We start from the raw sequence: 15,703 nt of genomic DNA, 5'->3' as shown, positions 1-15,703 counted from the left end.
AGCAGGGGACTCTTAATCCCAAGGTCCAGGGTTCGACCCCCTGACGGCCCACCAAAGAATGCACAGGTCAGCGCTTCGGCGCTGACCTTTTTTGTTTGCCGAGATGCCGAATCATAACCGTCCGTTACCGTTCGCGTTTTACGCCCCCTGCCGTTTATGCGCGGCAGGGGGCGTTTTATGCATTTTACAGGTAGCGGACCTAGAAAATGCATTTTAGAGCGTCTCGGCGTCCCGACCGGTGCCATTAAAACCGCCGTCCGCGCCGCCGCCCTCGACGATCTGCAGGGCGCGGCCGACCTGCCTGGCGGCCTTCTCGCGCTCCGCGAGGCCCGGTTTGATGTAATGGCGGTAATCTGTCCCCAGGTCCGTATGGCCGTGCAGGTCCATGATGCTCAGGGGGTCGACCTCGGTTGCCGCCATGATGGTCTCGGACGTGTGGCGCAGGGCCTTGGGCGGGATATACCGCAGGTCATGGCGCGTGCACATGCGCCGCCAGGCGCGAACGAGGTTATCGCCGCGCATGTTGACGATGCGCTGCCCGCTCCACTCCCGCACCTGCTCCGTAACCGAAGTGCCGCCCTCGACGGTTATGCTCGGACGCAGCTCGTCCATGATCCGGTGCAGGCGCTCGCGGCCTGCCAATAAAACCGGTACGGTGCGCACGGAATGGGCGTTCTTGGTCTCCTTCACGCCGTCCTCGTCCGTGTACGCGCGGCAGACCTCGATGTACTCCGAGACCGTCGGCTGGCCTGTGGCGAAGTCGTAGGTCGTGGTGACCTTGAGGTCGCACGGGCGCACGGCCAGCGCCTCCTCCTTGCGCAGTCCGCTCAGGCCCAGGATGAGGTAGGCGTTCATGACCAGGTCCGCGCGGTCGTCGCTGGCGGCGAGCCTGCGCAGCGCCTCTGCGGCCTCGGGGATGCTCCACGGCTCCACGGGCGCCTGCTTGGCCTTGGGCGCGATGACGCGCCGGCGGAAGGGCTCCACCGTCACCCATCCGTCATCGAAGGCGCGGCGCATGACGGCGCGCAGTGTCGTCTTGGTCTTGGCAGGCGCGCCCGAGCGCTCTATGCAGCTGCGCATCATGTCGTGCGTTATCTTCGAGATGTCCGTCGAGCCCAGGACGGGGGAGATGTAGTTGTCCATCTGCCCGTCGTACTCGCGCAGGCTCGCCTTTGAGCGCGGCTTGCCGCGGTTGCTGGGGGAGTCGCGGAAAACTCCCCAGTAGTACATGTCGAGCGTCACGCCCGCGTGCGCCGCCTGGGACACGCCGAGCTCCTGCGCGAGCTGGGCGATGGCGATATCGGCCTCGGTCTCGGTGCCGTATACGGTGCGCGACACGCGCCGCACGTGCCCGTCCGCGCGGAAGCCCGCCTGCACGCGGATCACCCACTTGCCCGGAGCCACCTCGCGCTTCGAGCCGAGTTTTGACCTGGAAGTATCGTTGGTTGCCATATAATGGACCTGCCTTTCCCTTTTAGCCGGAGGGCATATGCCCCGTGCGGATCCGCCAAGATTGCCGCACGGGGCTTTTTGTTTAGATGCCGGGCCCGCCCTGCTGGGGCTACGCCTCCGCCGCGGCCTTGCACGGACGGCCCGCCCCGGGCTTGGCCGCGATGCGGTACTCGATGGAGTCGCGCGACACCATGCGGGTGTTGCCGACCCTCCAGCTGCTCAGGCTCCCGTCGCGGCAGAGCTGCGCCACGCGCGCGGTGCTCACGCCGAGCATCTCGGCGGCCTCGGCGGCGGTCACGGCCGGGATGTCGGACAGCTCGACGCTGGTCGCGACGGTGACGATCGTGCCGCCGTGGGACGGCGCATGGCCAAGCCCGCCGCCCTCGAACTCCGCCCCGCGCTCCAGCGCCGCCAGGGCATGGACGCGCAGCCAGTCGACGGCCATCTCGACGGCCTCCTCGTAGGTATCGCCCTCGGTGGCCCCGGCGAGCCCGCACGGCTCCACGGCGTAGCCGCCCTCGGGGTCGGGGTAGACCTCGAACTCCTGCATGACGATCATGGTGGTCTCCTTTCCTGCGGTGAAGGGGAGGGCGGGGCTAGAGCAGCCCCGCTTCCTTCCTGATTCCCCTCGCGGTCGTCTCCTTTATCTCCCGGTGCCTGGGCACTGTCACCGTCACGTCCCCGCGGCGGAACTTGTCGTGCTTGGCGCCGGTGCCGCTGAGCTTTACGTAGCCCGCTTCGGTCAGCTCCCGCTCGAGGTCCCTCTTCTTAGTCACCGCCTAACTCCTTTCGACAATTAAATATTAGCACAGCTAAGTAATAAAGTATATAAAAGATTAGCGCAATTAAGGATTAAATTAGATGAGAGGCTGGTTCTTCGGAGCCTGCGCCGTTGGAGGTTTTTCCGGAAAAACCTGAAAAACCCTGCCGCACCGCGGGTCATAATCTTAATGAACACCATTCCCGCTCCTGGAGGTACCCATGGCTCGCTATAGCGTCGGCGCGTACACGTACGAGGACGATTCCGTCATCCCGCAGATCTTCGACGAGGTCACGGGCACCCCGGTCGCCCTTGGCTCCAAGCTCATCTCCCGAGAGCGCGGGGACACCGTTACCGTCGAGGCAATGGGCGTCCGTCTGGTGAACGGGTCCTTGGTTCCGTTTGTCGATGCGAGCATGGATGCGGCCAATCTGTTCGAGTACAAGATCAATGCCGAAAAATCCTCGGACACCGGCGAGTGGGTCCTCTCCGGGTACTGGGCGGTTTCCTAGGCGCCGAAGAGTTTCGCGAGCGCTCCGAGGGCCAGCAGGGCCTTGGGTACGAGGTCCGCGCTCTTCGTCGCAAGGTCGATGACTTTTGCGACGTGTTCGGCGAACCCTGTCTTGTTCTTCGCCTCGGCCGCCATGCGTGCCCGCGACAGCGCCAGCTCGAGTGCCTCTTTCGTCTCGTTGTCGAGAACGGGGTCGTTGCCGATTTCGGTCACCGCCTGGCTTACCTCTACCGAAACGTCTGCCGTCGCCGAGGCCTGTGAGACGCTGCTGGAACTAACCGTCGTGCCGTTTCCGCTGTTCGTGAGCGTGGCCATGTTTGCCACGAGCCACCCTTTTGCACGCTTCACGCCTTTCAGCGTCTTGTCTCTGGGAATTGCCGACGATCTGGTGCACATGAGCGGGAAGGAAAACCCTTCCATCTGCAGCATGAGGTCGTCGATGTGTTCCTGGGTGCTCTCGCCGTAATTTCCCGCCGTGATGCAGTCGCACTCGTAAATGAGATCCTCCACGTGCACCTCTGCCAAAGATTGAGACATGGCAATCACTCCTTCCAAAAAATGAATTGAATAACCCGCGTCTACGCGGACCTTACTTGATCCGCTTCCAGCCTTTCTTCGCCAGCTGTCTCAGCCTGAGCTTGGGAGAGCTCGGCCTGGTCGCGTGCCGTCTCCAGGATCTTCGAGCGCCTCTTCTCGGTGCTCTGCCGGTAGCAGGTGATCAGCTCGCCCTCCGCGCCCGCCGGCGCCGCCGGCCTGTCCTCGGGGTGCTCCTCGTACCAGCCGAGAAGGTCGTTGGGGTCGGTGTTGAAAACCTCGCAGAGCGCAGCGACGAGCTCCGCGTTTGGGTAGCTTTCCTCGCGCTCCCATGACTGAATCGTTCGGAATGACTTGCCGACTTTCTGTGCGAGCTCTTTCTGGTTTAGCCCCAAGGCTTCTCGGCGCTCTCGTAAACGAAGGTTCATCATCGCTCCTTTCTTTGCGCTAAGTGAATAGTAAACAAAAAAATGTCTTTACGCAAAAAAATGTCGCTAATTCGATTGACACGAACAGAAAACTGTTCATAATGGACTTCGACAGACAGAAAAACGTCTCAAAGGAGGTCCGAATGGATTTCAGTAAGGAGCTGGCAGGAAACATCCGTGCCGCACGCGCCCGAGCTGACCTTTCTCAGGCTGAAGTCGCTTCTAAGGTCGGAGTGAACGTCAGCACTTTCGCAAAGTACGAGAGCGGCGATTACATTCCCGGAGCTGACAAGCTCCTGGCTATTTCGCAGGTGCTTGGATGCACGCCCAACGACCTGATGGGCTGGAACACGGACGAGGACGCGTAGGGATGGGGGAAGAGATGGAAGGCAAGAAGGTGGGCGAGATCGTCCTTATGGGCAGGTGCCCCGATGCCTTAGAGCTCGCGGAGAAGGTGGGGGCGGCGTCTGAGCACCTTAGGGCTGCAGTCGAGATTCTTGAGGAAATCGGCGAGGTCGAGCTTGGTGTCGAGGTCATTGGGTACCAAGGTCGACCCCAAAGTGGGGAGGCGGAAGAGGAGTGAATGGGGAGAGGGAAATGACTGTCAAGAGCTACGAGCTGCCCCACGTCGTCACGACGCTGGGCGGCATGGTGACATGGGTCGACGAGGACTCCGAGTGGCACACGGAGGTGTTCGCCTTCCTGGCGGACGCGCGCGACGCGTTCTACAGGCACGTTCAGGCCGGCGACACCGCCTACCTCGCACGCATGGTGGAACTCGACCGCAGGCAGGTGTGCGACCCGGTGGCCTGCGACGTCATGGAGATCGACCCCGCCCCGGGCGAGTGGCCGTTCTGTGGCGGTCGCGAATGACCCGGGCGCTGCTCGCCTCGGCCGTCGTGATGGACGCCGCGGGGTGGCTCTGCATCGCGCAGGGCGCGCACCTGCTCGCGCGGATCTGCTTTGTCGCCGCGCTGCCGTTCATCGCGGCGTGGGTGGTCGGGTCGCTCCGGGGCTGACGGCGGGCCCGCCCCCGTCGCGCCACGGGTTCCGCACCGCCCCCATTCCGCGGGGCCCGTGGCGCGACGGGGCCGGACTCCCTACATCAGGCCCACATGGTGTCCGCCGCCGACTTGGCGGGGCGGCGGCACCGCTCCCTTTGGCGGGGGAGCGCCCTCCGGCTGCATCTATCGGTGCGGCCCTCCGGCAAGGGATTGGCTCTATTGATTTGAAAGGAGAAGGCCATGTGGATGTCTATAGCCAAGGGCGCGCGTTATGCCTGCTGCGACAACGTCATGTTCCGCGCGATGGTCATGCAGGGCGTGATACCGCGCTACCCGTCGCTCAACCCCAACAGCTCGCGCGAGGTGGTGCGCAGCGAGGACATCGATGCCGCCATCATGGCGCGCGGCGCGGTGCCGGCGCTGCCCTCGCCCGACTGCGTTCCGGCGCGGCGTCCGAGGCGGGTGGCGTGATGGGCGACCTTATCTGGGAGGCCGGCTGCTGGCTCGGCGAGCGCTGGAACGCGCTGCCCGAGCGCGTGCGCAGCGTGGTGGGCGCCGTGGTGATGCTCGCGCTGCTCGCCCTGGCCGGCGCCATCGAGGGGACCGCCCCGAGCGGGATGTACTACTAGGAGGAATGACATGCAGTTTGAGAAGAGGCAGGTTCGCCTGGGCGACATCCGCCCGAGCGAGCAGAACCCGCGCGAGGACTTCGGAGACATCGGTGCCCTGGCCCGCAGCATCGAGGCGACCGGCGGCGAGCCGCTGAACCCGCCCGTGGTCGTGGCGGACGGCAACGTGTTCCGCATCGTGGACGGCGAGCGCCGCTACCGCGCGCTGTCGTCCATCTACGGGGAGGATCGCGAGGTGTCCGCGCTGGTGGCCGACACCATGGACGAGGCCAACGAGCTCGTGGCCATGCTCGCCACCGACGACAAGCGCCAGCTGACCGAGGCGGAGCGCGCACGCGGCGTGCAGCAGATGCTCGTGCTGGGCGTCGACGAGCAGCGCATCGAGCGCGCGAGCCGCGCCACCGCCGGGCAGATCCGGGCTGCGCGCAGGCTGCGCGGGAATATCGAGGGCCGGCAAGTGACGCTGGAGCAGCTCGAGGCCGCGAGCGCCTTCGACGACGAGAAGGATATCGAGGCGGTCCTCGCCGCCGGTGACGGTTGGGCGGGCAAGGCCGACCAGATCCGCCGCCGCGTCAAGCGCGAGGAGGCCAAGGCCGAGGACTACGACGCCTTCGGAGATGCGGGGATTCCCGTGGTGAAGGAGCAGCCGGAGGGTTTCAGCTACACAGACTGGGCCAACGTCGGCCTCGCCGCCCAGAAACTCGAGGGGAAGGAGTTCGCCGCCGGCACCGTTGCCGTGTGGAAGGGCAGCTACTGGGACCTCTACGAGCCGGATGACGGCTCGGGCGCCGGGCCCGAGAAGACCGAGGAGGAGATCCGGGCCGAGCAGGAGGCCGAGCGCGAGAAGGCGGCGCTCGAGGAGCTGTACAGGAGCCTGATCGGCTTCGTGGCGTCCGGCGCCTTCGCCATGTCCAAGGACCTCATGATGGAGGTGCGCGTGGGCCGCGAGGACCCGTCCGCACTGCTCGCGGCGATGGGCGGCGACAGCAACGTCGAGAACGAGGGGCGCTTCGGGGCCGTGCGCGACGAGTTCGCCCGCAACCTCAAGGCGTGCAAGCCCAGCGAGTACGAGGCCGGCTGCTGGCTCATGGCGGCGGCCAAGGACATGGCCCAGCTCAACAACCGCTGGGGCGGCGACGACGCGGAGGCGTGGCTCGACCACTATGACATCTTCCTCTCCGCGGGCTTCGAGCCCGGCGAGGAGGACGTGTGGCTCATGGAGAGGGTGCAGGCGAGCGCCAAGGAGGAGGAGAAGGATGAGTAGCGAGAAGAAGGCCAGGGTGACGGTCGAGGCGTGCGGCGAGGTCCGCACTTTCGAGTGCCGCTGCGCGACGGTCACGACCGCCAAAGGGGACGGCTCCGGCGACTCATGCTTCGTGGGCCCGACCGACATCAGCGACCTGTTCGCGCTCGCCTGCGAGTGCACCAACACGCTCTGCGCGGCCTTCAGCCAAGCGGGCGTCCCGGACAGGAACGCGCGCAAGCTCGTGCTCATCGCCGCCCTCGGCGCCAATCCCCATGGGCACGCCGGCAGCATCCAGACCATCGACCTGGATGCGCGCAGGGAGATCCGCGACGTGGCGGCGGAGCTGGGCGTCGATGCCGACATCTAGCGACCGCCGGGCGGTCGTGCAGCGCGGGGCGGACGGCAGATGGTTCGCCCGCCCCTACATGGGCACCGACCGCGTGACCGGAAGGCGGATCAGGCCGTACAGGTCGTGGGACGCGGAGCTGACGCGCGAGCAGGCCCAGGCCGAGTGCGACAGGTGGGCGGCCACGTTCGACCCGTCGTCGGCCCGGGACAGCTCCAAGCGCCTGTCCTCGATGCTCGAGACGTACATCTCCGACCCCGTCAACGGCCTGTCCGACAACTCCGTGGCCACGTACCGCAGCGTGGTCAGGACGATGGTGGAGCCGACCATCGGGCGCCTGCCCTACGACCAGCTTGAGCCATGGGACGTGTCGGCGGCGTACCGCATGCTTCTCGCCCCCAGGAGCGGCAAGGGGCTGTCGCCCAAGACGCTGCTAAAGATGCACGCGCTGCTCAAGGGCGCCTACCGCTCGTGGCTGCCGGCGCTGGGCCGCGACATCATGCTCGACGTCCCCGCGCCGTCGCCCGAGCCCGTCGAGCCGTTCGCGCTGTCCGAGTGCGATGTGGACGAGCTGTCCCGCGCCCTCGCCTCCGCCATGACCTCGCGCTCGGCGACAGGCGCGAATATCGCCCGCCGCACCGAGGCCATGGCCGCCTACCTCGCCCTCAATACGGGCATGAGGGTCGGGGAGGTCTGCGGGCTCCAGCGCCGCGATTGGCGCCGCGCCCTGCACGACCTCCACGTCGCGGGGCAGGCGGTCGAGAAGCCCGAGCTGCACCGGCAGGCCTACACCAAGGGCAGGCGCGTGCGCAACGTGTCGCTCGCGCCGGCGGTGGAGGCCCAGCTGCAGCGCCACCTGGAGTGGCAGGACACGTGGCTCGTGCGGAAGGGCCCGGCGGCGCCCGTGGTGACGTTCAGCCCCGCCGGCGCCCTCGCGCGGCCCTCGACTGTCACCCAGCGGTTCAAGGCGCTCGCGCGGGACCTCGGGCTGCCCGAGGAGACGGTGTTCCACTCGCTGCGCCACACGCACGCCACGTGGCTGCTCATGCACGGCTTCGACATGAGGACCATACAGGAGCGCCTGGGGCACGCCGACGTCAAGACGACGCTCGAGACCTACGGCTCGGTCATGCCGGGCCGCGACCAGGCCGCCGCCGCGGCCTTTACCGATTCGATCTACGGAGGTGAGACGGATGACGATACTTGATTCCCTCGTCGAGGGCGCCCTGTGCCTCGGCAACAGGCGCGAGAGCAACGAGCTGCTCGGCATGATGGTTCGCTACCTCGTGACCGGAGAGGTGCCCGAGCCGCGCACCGACGCCCAGCGGATGGCCATCACGATGATCATGCCGGTCCTCGAGAACAGCCGCGCCAAGTCTGCCGCCGGAAGGAAGGGCGGGCTGAGCAAGGGCAAACCCGAAAGCAGACCAGAAAGCAAACGCGCAAGCAAAGCCGAAAGCAAACCGGCAAGCAAACCAGTAAGCAAACGCGCAAGCGAAGAGGAAGAGGAAGAGGAAGGGGAGTTAGGAGTCTGGATTAACCCCTCGGATTGTGAAAACAGAGGGGGAGGTGGCGCAGAGTTCGTCCCGCCTGCCCTCGAGGAGGTCGAGTCGTATTTCGCGGCGAACTGCCTTCGCGGCAGCGCCCGGAAGTTCTTCGACTATTACGAGGCCAACGGGTGGACCAGGCAGGGCTTCCCCATCGCGAAATGGGAGCCGGTCGCCCGCAGCTGGTCCGACCGCGAGCTCGGCTACGACGCGGAGCGCAAGGCCAGCGGCAGGCAGACCTCCCAGGAGGTCGAGCGCGCGGCGGTGTGGAAGCCCGCCGAGACCGAGGACGACGTTATCGCCGCCCTCGAGCGGGAGCTGGGTGAGTCGGCATGATCACCCTCAGGGAGATGCTCGACGGCTTCGACCCCGCAGCCGGCCGGCCGCTCGACGTGACGCGGATCTACATGGCCAACGTCATCGGCGCCGACGAGGGCGCGCGCCTGGCCAAGAAGCAGAAGCTCGACGAGTACCGCGCCCGCAAGCGCGCCAAGGAGGACCTGCGGATGGACATCGCCGCCATCGCGAGGGGCGAGGAGCCGAGCTGGAGGTATGCCAAGAGTGTGCCAACACCGGCGGGGCAGCTGGGCCAGCAGGCGATGGGGTTACCGCCGCTAGAGGGCGGAAACGGGGCCGGCGGGGGAGTCCCCGCGGCAAAGAACACCTAATTCTTTTGAGATAGGAGAGTGAGAAGGTTTTGACCGAGATCTCAGCGGTGATGAGGGCCTACCGAGACGCCCTCGACAGGCACCGGATTCCCTGGGCCGACGACACGCAGGACACCGAGCGCGTGGGCGGGTACCGGCTGCGCATCGAGCGCACCGCGACCGTCCTGGACGACGAGAGGGTGGACGTGATCTGGGGCTACCAGCTCCTGCCGGGGCGCGAGCCCACGGGCGTGAGCATCGGGTACCCGAACTACCTCGAGGTGCAGTACGACCCCGTGAGCACCGAGCCGTTCATGGCCACGCCGGGCGACATCCTGGCCGACATCTTCGGCGTGAGGGGTGAGTCGCGGTGAGCTACAGGTGCGGCCCTGCCGACTGGATCGACCTCGCCATCGGCAGGCTCGAGGATGCCAAGAGGTCGATCGGGGCGGGCATGGGCCCGACCGCCTGTGACGAGATGCGCCAGGCGAGGCGATGCCTCAACAAGGCGCTGATCATGGTCGCGGAGGAGAAGGAAATCGAGAAGGATTGGAGCACGAAGTGAGCGAGCGCCTTATGGTCGATAGCTTAATGACTGCGGACGGGGAGGTGGTGCAGCTGCCGACGCTGGGGCCGCTGGGCCCAGTCGACGCGGAGGGCGGTCGTATTCCGCTGGACACCAAGGAGCTACTCGACGCCCACGGGGAGTGCAGGAAGGTCGAATCGTACGAGTTCTCGACCTGGTCTCAGCGGTGGGTCGTCCACTTTGACTCCGGCCCCGGCTCGTACGCCGACGATTGCCACCTCACGCCTCCCGACAGCCTGGAGAAGCTGGCGGACGATTTGGATAGAGTCGCCGACCGCCAGGATGGAACCGCCTGCACGTATCTCGATCGCGACAGGCGCGATTGCGAAGGGTGCAAGTTCGAGCATCGCGACTGCACTTGCGTCGAGGCTTTCCTGCGGGACGTGGCTGCCCGTATCCGCAGGCTGGGCGGTGAGAGCAAATGAGTTGCTATTTCTGCGGCGGGTCGCGCATCGCGTCGCTGCACTCCGCGCCCGACCGGGACATCCGGAACTGGTCCGTTGGGTCCATGACCCTCGCGCGGCGCTATGACGGCCAGCCCATCATCGCCGTCGAGCTGGATACCAACGTGGTGCTCGACGTCTCGGTCAACGGCTCGGCCGGCGACTGCGTCAGCGCCGACGTGACGGCGACCGCCTACATCGAGGACATCAAGTACTGCCCGTTCTGTGGAGAGGAGCTTTGATCCGCTCGGCGGCCGAGCTGTTCCGCGCGACCGCCTGGCGCATGGTGCCCGATTTGGTTTCGGGCCCCGCGCGCCGGGCGCTCGTGCACGGTCGTGCCGACGCGCCGCGGGTGACGGCGGCGCAGATCGGGGAGACGGAGCGAAGGGCGAGGGCGCTGCAGCGCGACCGCGCCCGCGCACTCAAGAGGTCGAGGAAGGCGAAGCGATGAGGTTGTTTGAGAAGCTGTGGCGGATGATTATCGAGAACCGCCGCGTGCGCAAGAGCATCGAGGCGCGCCGCGCCCGCAGGTGCAGGAGGTCGACGAGATGAACGTGATGTGGGACGTGCAGGAGAGGACGTGCGCGATCTGCGGGAGGGTCTTCATCCCGAAGGCGCCCCACGCCAAGTACTGCTCGGAGGCATGCCGGCGCGAGCACGACCTGCGCCGCGTGAAGGAGGCCCGGCGCAAGGGAGCCAAGCCGAAGTGCGACAGGGTGGACCGCTATCTGGCCGGGTCGGGGCCGGCGCACGACGAGATCATGGCCATGCGCCGCGAGGTCGCGATGAGAAATTGAGTTACCGCAGGTAGATATATAATTAAGGCCGCTGGCATTGGAGCGCCGGCGGCCTTTGGCAAAGACGCCTCCCGGCATCCTCTATGTGGCGTAGAGCATGGTACCACGCGGGAGGTCACATGGACGCACGTGAATATTTGGAGACTGTACGGGCCGCCCAGCGCGGCATCGACCGCAGACTGGCGGTCATCGAGTCGATGCAGGCGCGCGAGCAGGTGCGCGCCCAGCGCTACGACGCCGTGGGCAAGGGCGCGCACGGCACGGACTTCATGAGGTCCACCGACGACCGCATAGACTACGAGCGCCGCAGCGGAGCCGAACTGTCGGAGCTTCGGCGCGAGGTGGAGAGCGGGCGCGAGCTGTGCGCGGGCGTGCGCTCGGCCAACCCCGGCAAGCGCTGGGGCGACGTGCTGGAGCTGCGCTACTGCGAGGACCGCACCCTGCAGGAGATCGCGGGGACGCTCGGGGTGTCGGTGAGGTCGGTGAACTCCGACCTGTGTGCCGCCCTGGACTGGACGGACATGGTCGGGATGGCGGCAGCCCGATCCGGTCTTGGCCGCGCTGCAGTCTGAGCTAGATACAACTCTATCGTGACCCGTCGGCTCCGCGCCGGCGGGTTTCTCTTTGCCTGCTGGCTGCACGCGATTGCACACGGTTGCACGCCGTTGCACACAATTGCACGCAATTGCCTACGATTGCACGCGATTGCACACAATTGCACACCGTTGCACGTTGTGGCTGGGATATAACTAGGGTGTCGATTCGCAGCGCCGCCCGCGCGGTGTGCGGGTCGGATGTGCGCGGAAGCACAGATGAGTGGCCGGGGTCCCCTTAGCAGTTCAGGGCCCTGGCCTTTCTATTAAGCAACAACCTAATGAGGTGGGTCCGTGGTCACACGCGAGGCTATCGTCCGCGCCGCAAGCCGGTACGACACCGTCATGGCGTGGGCATTCCGCCGCGCCCTGGGTATCGCCCGCCGTGCGGGCGGGCGCAAGTGCAAGGGGGGCGGCAAGGCAGTCGAGAGCCTGCGTTACGCGGGACTCGAGGAATGCATGGCCAACCGGGGCCGCTCTCCCGTGGAGCGCTAGCCGTGGCCACCAAGACCCGCTACGCCAACGGCCACGCCCGCCGGCAGGTGCGCGCCTGGCTCAAGGCGCAGGGGCTGCCGTGCCACATCTGCGGCATGGCCATAGACTACACGCTGCCCGCCGGCCACCCCATGAGCTTCGAGGTGGACGAGATCGTGCCCGTATCCAAGGGCGGCTCGCCCATCGACCGCGCGAACGTCGCGCCGGCCCACAGGATCTGCAACGAGCGGCGCGGCAACAAGAGCCTCGCCGCTCTCAACGGCTCGATATCGCCGCGCCCCCGCGACGTGGGCTGCTCGACCTCGCTGCCGTGGTGAGCCGACCCTGGGGGATGGCCCCTCCCCGGGGGCCGAAGGCTCGCCCGCCGGCATTGCGCCTTTTTTGCGCAGGCCCTAAAACCGAGTCCATACCGGGAGGTGCATGGAATGTCCACGAAGTCCACGAAGCCGAGGGGCAAGCCCTGGACCGCGGACGAGCGGGAGTTCGTCAGAAACGCATACCCGGCGCTCGGACCTGCGGCTATCGCGAAGAAACTCAAGAGGTCGCGCTCGGGCGTGTGCGCCCTCATCAAGAGAATGAAGGAGAGCGGCGAGATCGCGACCGGCGAGTCCACGGGGGAGTCCGTGGGCGCGGGCGTCTCGGCGCCCCCGGCCGACGGCCCGGACGGCCGCCAGGACACGCTCGGGAGGCTCCGGTGGGTGCGGCAGGTCATCGAGCGCCAGCTCTACGACGCCGAGCCCAGCCAGGCGGCCCGGCTCGCCAAGGAGTACCGCGAGACGCTCGAGCAGATCGAGCGAATAGAGGGGGCCGGGGAGGACGGTGGCGACGATGTCATCATCAACGCCGTCTCGGTCCTGCGCGACGTCCTCGGCTAAGCCGAGGCTCCGCCTCGTCCAGCCCTACGAGAGGTCCATCGGCTCCCTCGCGGTCGAGCTCGCCCCGACGATGGGGTACGACCTCGTGCCGTGGCAGGAGCAGCTCGCCCACGACATCGGCGCCGTGGACGCGAGCGGCAAATGGGTCCACCCCCGCGTCGGCATCTCCATCCCGCGCCAGCAGGGCAAGTCCGTCGACCTCATCGTGTGGGTCGCGATCATGGCGGCGCTGGCCGGCTACAAGGTGCTGTGGACCGAGCACAACTACTCCACGACCATGGAGATGGTCGCCCGCTTCCGCAAGATCTTCGGCCGCCGCGTCGGCGACACGTCCGAGGGAATCCCGCGCTGGCGCAAGCTCCTGGTCGAGGTCTGCTCCCAGACCGGCCAGGAATGGATGCGGTTCAGCTCCGGTGGCGTCATCCAGTTCTCTACGAGGACCAAGTCCTCTCGCCTGGGCTTCTCCTTCGACATCGTCATATATGACGAGGCCCAGGAGCTCACGGGCATCCACACCCAGGTCATCAACCCGACCACGGTGTCCGGAGCCAAGCACAACCTGATGATCGTGTACGCCGGAACGCCGACCCGCGCCGGCAACCCCGCCGAGGTGTTCAAGAACCTCCGGCAGCAGGCGTGGGAGGGCGGCGAGAAGGCGTCCGACCTGCTGTGGCTGGAGTACGGCGTCGAGGAGGTCGGCGACATCTGGGACGAGAGCCGTTGGCCGGAGGTCATGCCCTCGCTCGGGTACCACGCCGACATCCGCGCCATCCGCACCGGAATGAAGGACATGGACGAGCTTGGCGCCGCCCAGGAATACCTGGGCTACTGGCTGCCACCGCAGACGCAGGTGGAGCCGCCCGTCATCGGCGCCGGCGCATGGGGCGAGTGCCTCGTGGGGAGCGGCCCCGGGCTGACCGCCGGCTGCAGGATCTGCGCCGGCGTGAGGTTCAGCGCCGACGGCTCGACCGTCGCCGTGGCGTGCGCCGTGCGGCCGCCCGGCTCGCCGACCGTGCACGTTGAGCTTCCCTTCTGCAAGGACCCGGAGCCCAGCACGGATTGGCTGGCCTACTGGATCGCCGCGAGGGCGGGCAGGTACGCCTGCGTCGCCATCGACGGCAAGGCGGGCGCCGGCGCCCTGTGCGACAAGCTCGAGGGCATGGGCATGCCCAAGGACTACATCCTGCGCCCGAGCACCGACCAGGCCGTGACCGCCGCGAGCCTCATCTCGTCCGGCGCGAAGGCGGGCTCGGTCACGCATATCGCGTGCCCTGCGCTCGACCTCTCCGCCGAGACCTCACCCAAGCGCAAGATCGGCTCGTCGGGCGGCTGGGGCTTCGGCGGGGACAACGCCGCGCCCATCGAGGCCGCGGGGCTGGCGCTGCTCGCGCTCAGCACATCGAAGAGAAAACCCGGAATGAAGGCGAGGGTCACTTGATCTCGATACCTTACGCCGTGGCGTCCGCCGACGGCCTGCTCGAGGAGGACCGCGAGACGGTGCGCTGCCTGCTCAACAGCTGGCAGACGCACTACAGGGGCAACCTCCTGCGCTCGGACTACTACGAGGCGCGCAACATGCTCAAGGACCTCGGCATCTCCGTCCCCGACTCGCTGCGCGACCTGGAGGTCGCGTGCGGCTGGGGCTACAAGTGCGTGGAGGTCATGCGCGACCACATCGCCTTCGACGGGTTCACGTGCCCCGACGACGCGGACTTCGACGACCTGCTCACCTCCGTGGCCAAGCGCAACAAGATGGCCACGCGCGTCGGCAAGGCCGTCAACTCCGCGCTCAAGTACTGCTTCTCCATGCTCGTGGTGACGGCGGACGAGGACGGGCACGCCCGCATCTCGGCGTACCCGCCGACGCTGTGCACGGGCATCTGGGACGACGTCCACGAGTGCCTGTCCTCCGGCATGTTCGTCGTCTCCTTCGCCAAGGACCGCGGGCGGCCCACGGACCGCCCGGACTGGGTCAACGTGATGCTGCCGGACCGCATGGTGCGCATCCGCGAGGTTCGCCGCAACGAGTGGGCGGCGGAGTACGTGGAGCACGGCCTGGGCGCCGTGCCCATGTTCGTCATGCCGCACAACCCCGACGACGACCGACCGTTCGGCGTGTCCAGGATCAACTCCGAGGTGCGCTGGAACATCGACTGCGCCATGCGCGCCAACGTCAACGAGGAGATCGCCGCCGCGTTCGCCGCGTCCACGCAGAAGTACCTGCTGGGCACCGACGGCGACGCGTTCGCCGACAAGACCAAGTGGAGCGCCTTCATCGGCTCCATCTTCGAGGTCACCAAGACCGAGGACGGCACGATCCCGCAGTTCGGCCAGCTCACGCAGCCGAGTATGCAGCCCATGACCGAGCATTTCGGCAACCTGTGCAAGCGCATGAGCGCCGCGACCGGTATCCACGTGGGGCAGTTCGGCATCATGAGCGACAACCCCAGCTCCGCCGAGGCGATCTACGCCGAGAACGAGCCGCTCATCCTCAAGTGCAAGAGCTTCATCCGCGAGGCCAAGGCGGCGCTGGCGAACGCCGCGACCGCCGCGATCGCGACGGAGCTCGGGTGCTCATACGAGGAGGCGGAGGACGCCTGCGGCGTGTCCGTCCACTTCCTGAACCCCGCCATGCCGACCCTGGCCCAGCAGACAGACAGCTCCATCAAGCTCGCGTCTGTGGTGGACGGCTTCGCCGGCACGCCGACCTTCTGGCGGCTCAACGGCCTCGATGACGACGAGGTGCGCAACGTCTCATCCGAGATCAGGCGCAACGTGACGCGCTCGGCGGCGCTCGACCTGATGGCGGG

General features: G+C 66.9%; 28 protein-coding genes. 23 read left to right on the top strand and 5 right to left on the bottom strand.

All coding sequences use genetic code 11. The annotated features are described in order from the left end of the window. Nucleotides 1-213 precede the first annotated feature (213 nt). From DW029_RS09620 to DW029_RS09610, 3 genes are all read right to left on the bottom strand, one after another. Nucleotides 214-1,452: a tyrosine-type recombinase/integrase gene (locus DW029_RS09620; protein ID WP_118345956.1), complete on the bottom strand. Its 1,239-nt coding sequence runs from the start codon at nucleotides 1,450-1,452 to the stop codon at nucleotides 214-216. Between the two features lie 109 nt (nucleotides 1,453-1,561). Next, complete coding sequence (locus DW029_RS09615) at nucleotides 1,562-2,011, bottom strand: type II toxin-antitoxin system HicB family antitoxin (RefSeq protein ID WP_117563956.1); 450 nt, start codon at nucleotides 2,009-2,011, stop codon at nucleotides 1,562-1,564. Nucleotides 2,012-2,048: 37 nt separating this feature from the next. After that, on the bottom strand, nucleotides 2,049-2,228 hold the full coding sequence (locus DW029_RS09610; protein ID WP_117646357.1) for a type II toxin-antitoxin system HicA family toxin: 180 nt from the start codon (nucleotides 2,226-2,228) through the stop codon (nucleotides 2,049-2,051). A gap of 205 nt (nucleotides 2,229-2,433) precedes the next feature. On the opposite strand from DW029_RS09610, the gene DW029_RS09605 reads away from it, so the two are divergent. Further along, nucleotides 2,434-2,724 carry a hypothetical protein gene (locus DW029_RS09605; protein WP_118345955.1) on the top strand — a complete coding sequence of 97 codons (291 nt, stop codon included), beginning with the start codon at nucleotides 2,434-2,436 and terminating at the stop codon, nucleotides 2,722-2,724. Here DW029_RS09605 and DW029_RS09600 read toward each other — a convergent pair. Next, a complete protein-coding gene (locus DW029_RS09600; protein WP_118345954.1) occupies nucleotides 2,721-3,260 on the bottom strand; it encodes a hypothetical protein in 540 nt (179 codons plus the stop codon). The genes DW029_RS09605 and DW029_RS09600 overlap by 4 nt on opposite strands. Before the next feature lie 41 nt (nucleotides 3,261-3,301). Further along, nucleotides 3,302-3,688: a helix-turn-helix transcriptional regulator gene (locus tag DW029_RS09595; protein WP_118345953.1), complete on the bottom strand. Its 387-nt coding sequence runs from the start codon at nucleotides 3,686-3,688 to the stop codon at nucleotides 3,302-3,304. 140 nt (nucleotides 3,689-3,828) lie between these two features. Between DW029_RS09595 and DW029_RS09590 the strand changes: the two genes are divergently transcribed. The 22 genes from DW029_RS09590 to DW029_RS09490 form a co-directional block, all read left to right on the top strand. After that, complete coding sequence (locus tag DW029_RS09590) at nucleotides 3,829-4,053, top strand: helix-turn-helix transcriptional regulator (RefSeq protein WP_118345952.1); 225 nt, start codon at nucleotides 3,829-3,831, stop codon at nucleotides 4,051-4,053. 2 nt (nucleotides 4,054-4,055) lie between these two features. After that, the gene (locus tag DW029_RS09585; protein ID WP_118345951.1) at nucleotides 4,056-4,268 is read left to right on the top strand and encodes a hypothetical protein; all 213 of its coding nucleotides are present in this window, start codon (nucleotides 4,056-4,058) and stop codon (nucleotides 4,266-4,268) included. A 14-nt stretch (nucleotides 4,269-4,282) separates the two neighbouring features. Continuing rightward, a complete protein-coding gene (locus tag DW029_RS09580) occupies nucleotides 4,283-4,558 on the top strand; it encodes a hypothetical protein (protein WP_118345950.1) in 276 nt (91 codons plus the stop codon). Then, nucleotides 4,555-4,704, top strand: a complete 150-nt coding sequence (locus DW029_RS11370; protein WP_158572663.1) for a hypothetical protein — start codon at nucleotides 4,555-4,557, stop codon at nucleotides 4,702-4,704. Before DW029_RS09580 ends, DW029_RS11370 begins: the two co-directional genes overlap by 4 nt. Before the next feature lie 231 nt (nucleotides 4,705-4,935). Continuing rightward, nucleotides 4,936-5,160 (top strand): hypothetical protein, encoded by a 225-nt coding sequence (locus tag DW029_RS09575; RefSeq protein ID WP_233543853.1) that lies wholly within the window; start codon nucleotides 4,936-4,938, stop codon nucleotides 5,158-5,160. Beyond that, a complete protein-coding gene (locus tag DW029_RS11365; RefSeq protein WP_158572662.1) occupies nucleotides 5,160-5,318 on the top strand; it encodes a hypothetical protein in 159 nt (52 codons plus the stop codon). The genes DW029_RS09575 and DW029_RS11365 overlap by 1 nt, the downstream gene beginning before the upstream one ends. 10 nt (nucleotides 5,319-5,328) lie before the next feature. Further along, the gene (locus tag DW029_RS09570; RefSeq protein WP_118345948.1) at nucleotides 5,329-6,582 is read left to right on the top strand and encodes a ParB N-terminal domain-containing protein; all 1,254 of its coding nucleotides are present in this window, start codon (nucleotides 5,329-5,331) and stop codon (nucleotides 6,580-6,582) included. Continuing rightward, complete coding sequence (locus tag DW029_RS09565) at nucleotides 6,575-6,931, top strand: hypothetical protein (RefSeq protein WP_118345947.1); 357 nt, start codon at nucleotides 6,575-6,577, stop codon at nucleotides 6,929-6,931. Before DW029_RS09570 ends, DW029_RS09565 begins: the two co-directional genes overlap by 8 nt. After that, the gene (locus DW029_RS09560; protein WP_118345946.1) at nucleotides 6,918-8,117 is read left to right on the top strand and encodes a site-specific integrase; all 1,200 of its coding nucleotides are present in this window, start codon (nucleotides 6,918-6,920) and stop codon (nucleotides 8,115-8,117) included. The genes DW029_RS09565 and DW029_RS09560 overlap by 14 nt, the downstream gene beginning before the upstream one ends. After that, the gene (locus DW029_RS09555; protein ID WP_118345945.1) at nucleotides 8,104-8,793 is read left to right on the top strand and encodes a hypothetical protein; all 690 of its coding nucleotides are present in this window, start codon (nucleotides 8,104-8,106) and stop codon (nucleotides 8,791-8,793) included. Before DW029_RS09560 ends, DW029_RS09555 begins: the two co-directional genes overlap by 14 nt. Then, nucleotides 8,790-9,125 (top strand): hypothetical protein, encoded by a 336-nt coding sequence (locus tag DW029_RS09550; protein WP_118345944.1) that lies wholly within the window; start codon nucleotides 8,790-8,792, stop codon nucleotides 9,123-9,125. The genes DW029_RS09555 and DW029_RS09550 overlap by 4 nt, the downstream gene beginning before the upstream one ends. Nucleotides 9,126-9,154: 29 nt before the next feature. After that, entirely contained in the window at nucleotides 9,155-9,478 is a 324-nt protein-coding gene (locus DW029_RS09545) for a hypothetical protein (protein WP_147351918.1), read from the top strand. Then, nucleotides 9,475-9,669, top strand: coding sequence for a hypothetical protein (locus tag DW029_RS09540; protein WP_118345942.1), 195 nt, complete (start codon nucleotides 9,475-9,477; stop codon nucleotides 9,667-9,669). Before DW029_RS09545 ends, DW029_RS09540 begins: the two co-directional genes overlap by 4 nt. A gap of 11 nt (nucleotides 9,670-9,680) precedes the next feature. Beyond that, nucleotides 9,681-10,115, top strand: coding sequence for a hypothetical protein (locus DW029_RS09535; RefSeq protein ID WP_147351917.1), 435 nt, complete (start codon nucleotides 9,681-9,683; stop codon nucleotides 10,113-10,115). Continuing rightward, nucleotides 10,112-10,375: a hypothetical protein gene (locus DW029_RS09530; RefSeq protein ID WP_118345940.1), complete on the top strand. Its 264-nt coding sequence runs from the start codon at nucleotides 10,112-10,114 to the stop codon at nucleotides 10,373-10,375. Before DW029_RS09535 ends, DW029_RS09530 begins: the two co-directional genes overlap by 4 nt. A gap of 306 nt (nucleotides 10,376-10,681) precedes the next feature. Beyond that, a complete protein-coding gene (locus DW029_RS09520) occupies nucleotides 10,682-10,930 on the top strand; it encodes a hypothetical protein (protein WP_118345938.1) in 249 nt (82 codons plus the stop codon). Between the two features lie 119 nt (nucleotides 10,931-11,049). Then, nucleotides 11,050-11,502: a sigma factor-like helix-turn-helix DNA-binding protein gene (locus DW029_RS09515; RefSeq protein ID WP_158572661.1), complete on the top strand. Its 453-nt coding sequence runs from the start codon at nucleotides 11,050-11,052 to the stop codon at nucleotides 11,500-11,502. A 315-nt stretch (nucleotides 11,503-11,817) separates the two neighbouring features. Further along, nucleotides 11,818-12,018, top strand: a complete 201-nt coding sequence (locus DW029_RS09510) for a hypothetical protein (protein WP_118345936.1) — start codon at nucleotides 11,818-11,820, stop codon at nucleotides 12,016-12,018. 2 nt (nucleotides 12,019-12,020) lie between these two features. Further along, entirely contained in the window at nucleotides 12,021-12,335 is a 315-nt protein-coding gene (locus tag DW029_RS09505) for an HNH endonuclease (RefSeq protein WP_233543852.1), read from the top strand. Nucleotides 12,336-12,443: 108 nt separating this feature from the next. Further along, entirely contained in the window at nucleotides 12,444-12,893 is a 450-nt protein-coding gene (locus tag DW029_RS09500; RefSeq protein WP_118345934.1) for a hypothetical protein, read from the top strand. Beyond that, nucleotides 12,847-14,331: a hypothetical protein gene (locus tag DW029_RS11360; RefSeq protein WP_158572660.1), complete on the top strand. Its 1,485-nt coding sequence runs from the start codon at nucleotides 12,847-12,849 to the stop codon at nucleotides 14,329-14,331. The genes DW029_RS09500 and DW029_RS11360 overlap by 47 nt, the downstream gene beginning before the upstream one ends. Beyond that, the coding region (locus DW029_RS09490) for a phage portal protein (RefSeq protein WP_147351916.1) at nucleotides 14,328-15,703 on the top strand (1,376 nt) is incomplete at its 3' end. The genes DW029_RS11360 and DW029_RS09490, both read left to right, overlap by 4 nt.

It is taken from the genome of Collinsella sp. AF38-3AC, assembly GCF_003474365.1.
GTDB lineage: Bacteria > Actinomycetota > Coriobacteriia > Coriobacteriales > Coriobacteriaceae > Collinsella.
Note: the sequence above shows the minus strand (reverse complement) of the source record. Positions and strands in the feature narration are given on the sequence as shown.

Coding starts and splice junctions, on each gene's coding strand:
- DW029_RS09595 (WP_118345953.1), bottom strand. CDS start 3,688: ATGATGAACCTTCGTTTACGAGAGCGCCGAGAAGCCTTGGGGCTAAAC.
- DW029_RS11365 (WP_158572662.1), top strand. CDS start 5,160: ATGGGCGACCTTATCTGGGAGGCCGGCTGCTGGCTCGGCGAGCGCTGG.
- DW029_RS11370 (WP_158572663.1), top strand. CDS start 4,555: ATGACCCGGGCGCTGCTCGCCTCGGCCGTCGTGATGGACGCCGCGGGG.
- DW029_RS09550 (WP_118345944.1), top strand. CDS start 8,790: ATGATCACCCTCAGGGAGATGCTCGACGGCTTCGACCCCGCAGCCGGC.
- DW029_RS09560 (WP_118345946.1), top strand. CDS start 6,918: ATGCCGACATCTAGCGACCGCCGGGCGGTCGTGCAGCGCGGGGCGGAC.
- DW029_RS09515 (WP_158572661.1), top strand. CDS start 11,050: ATGGACGCACGTGAATATTTGGAGACTGTACGGGCCGCCCAGCGCGGC.
- DW029_RS09535 (WP_147351917.1), top strand. CDS start 9,681: ATGGTCGATAGCTTAATGACTGCGGACGGGGAGGTGGTGCAGCTGCCG.
- DW029_RS09600 (WP_118345954.1), bottom strand. CDS start 3,260: ATGTCTCAATCTTTGGCAGAGGTGCACGTGGAGGATCTCATTTACGAG.
- DW029_RS09605 (WP_118345955.1), top strand. CDS start 2,434: ATGGCTCGCTATAGCGTCGGCGCGTACACGTACGAGGACGATTCCGTC.
- DW029_RS09530 (WP_118345940.1), top strand. CDS start 10,112: ATGAGTTGCTATTTCTGCGGCGGGTCGCGCATCGCGTCGCTGCACTCC.
- DW029_RS09575 (WP_233543853.1), top strand. CDS start 4,936: ATGTCTATAGCCAAGGGCGCGCGTTATGCCTGCTGCGACAACGTCATG.
- DW029_RS11360 (WP_158572660.1), top strand. CDS start 12,847: ATGTCATCATCAACGCCGTCTCGGTCCTGCGCGACGTCCTCGGCTAAG.
- DW029_RS09520 (WP_118345938.1), top strand. CDS start 10,682: ATGAACGTGATGTGGGACGTGCAGGAGAGGACGTGCGCGATCTGCGGG.
- DW029_RS09590 (WP_118345952.1), top strand. CDS start 3,829: ATGGATTTCAGTAAGGAGCTGGCAGGAAACATCCGTGCCGCACGCGCC.
- DW029_RS09620 (WP_118345956.1), bottom strand. CDS start 1,452: ATGGCAACCAACGATACTTCCAGGTCAAAACTCGGCTCGAAGCGCGAG.
- DW029_RS09565 (WP_118345947.1), top strand. CDS start 6,575: ATGAGTAGCGAGAAGAAGGCCAGGGTGACGGTCGAGGCGTGCGGCGAG.
- DW029_RS09615 (WP_117563956.1), bottom strand. CDS start 2,011: ATGATCGTCATGCAGGAGTTCGAGGTCTACCCCGACCCCGAGGGCGGC.
- DW029_RS09580 (WP_118345950.1), top strand. CDS start 4,283: ATGACTGTCAAGAGCTACGAGCTGCCCCACGTCGTCACGACGCTGGGC.
- DW029_RS09570 (WP_118345948.1), top strand. CDS start 5,329: ATGCAGTTTGAGAAGAGGCAGGTTCGCCTGGGCGACATCCGCCCGAGC.
- DW029_RS09555 (WP_118345945.1), top strand. CDS start 8,104: ATGACGATACTTGATTCCCTCGTCGAGGGCGCCCTGTGCCTCGGCAAC.
- DW029_RS09585 (WP_118345951.1), top strand. CDS start 4,056: ATGGGGGAAGAGATGGAAGGCAAGAAGGTGGGCGAGATCGTCCTTATG.
- DW029_RS09500 (WP_118345934.1), top strand. CDS start 12,444: ATGTCCACGAAGTCCACGAAGCCGAGGGGCAAGCCCTGGACCGCGGAC.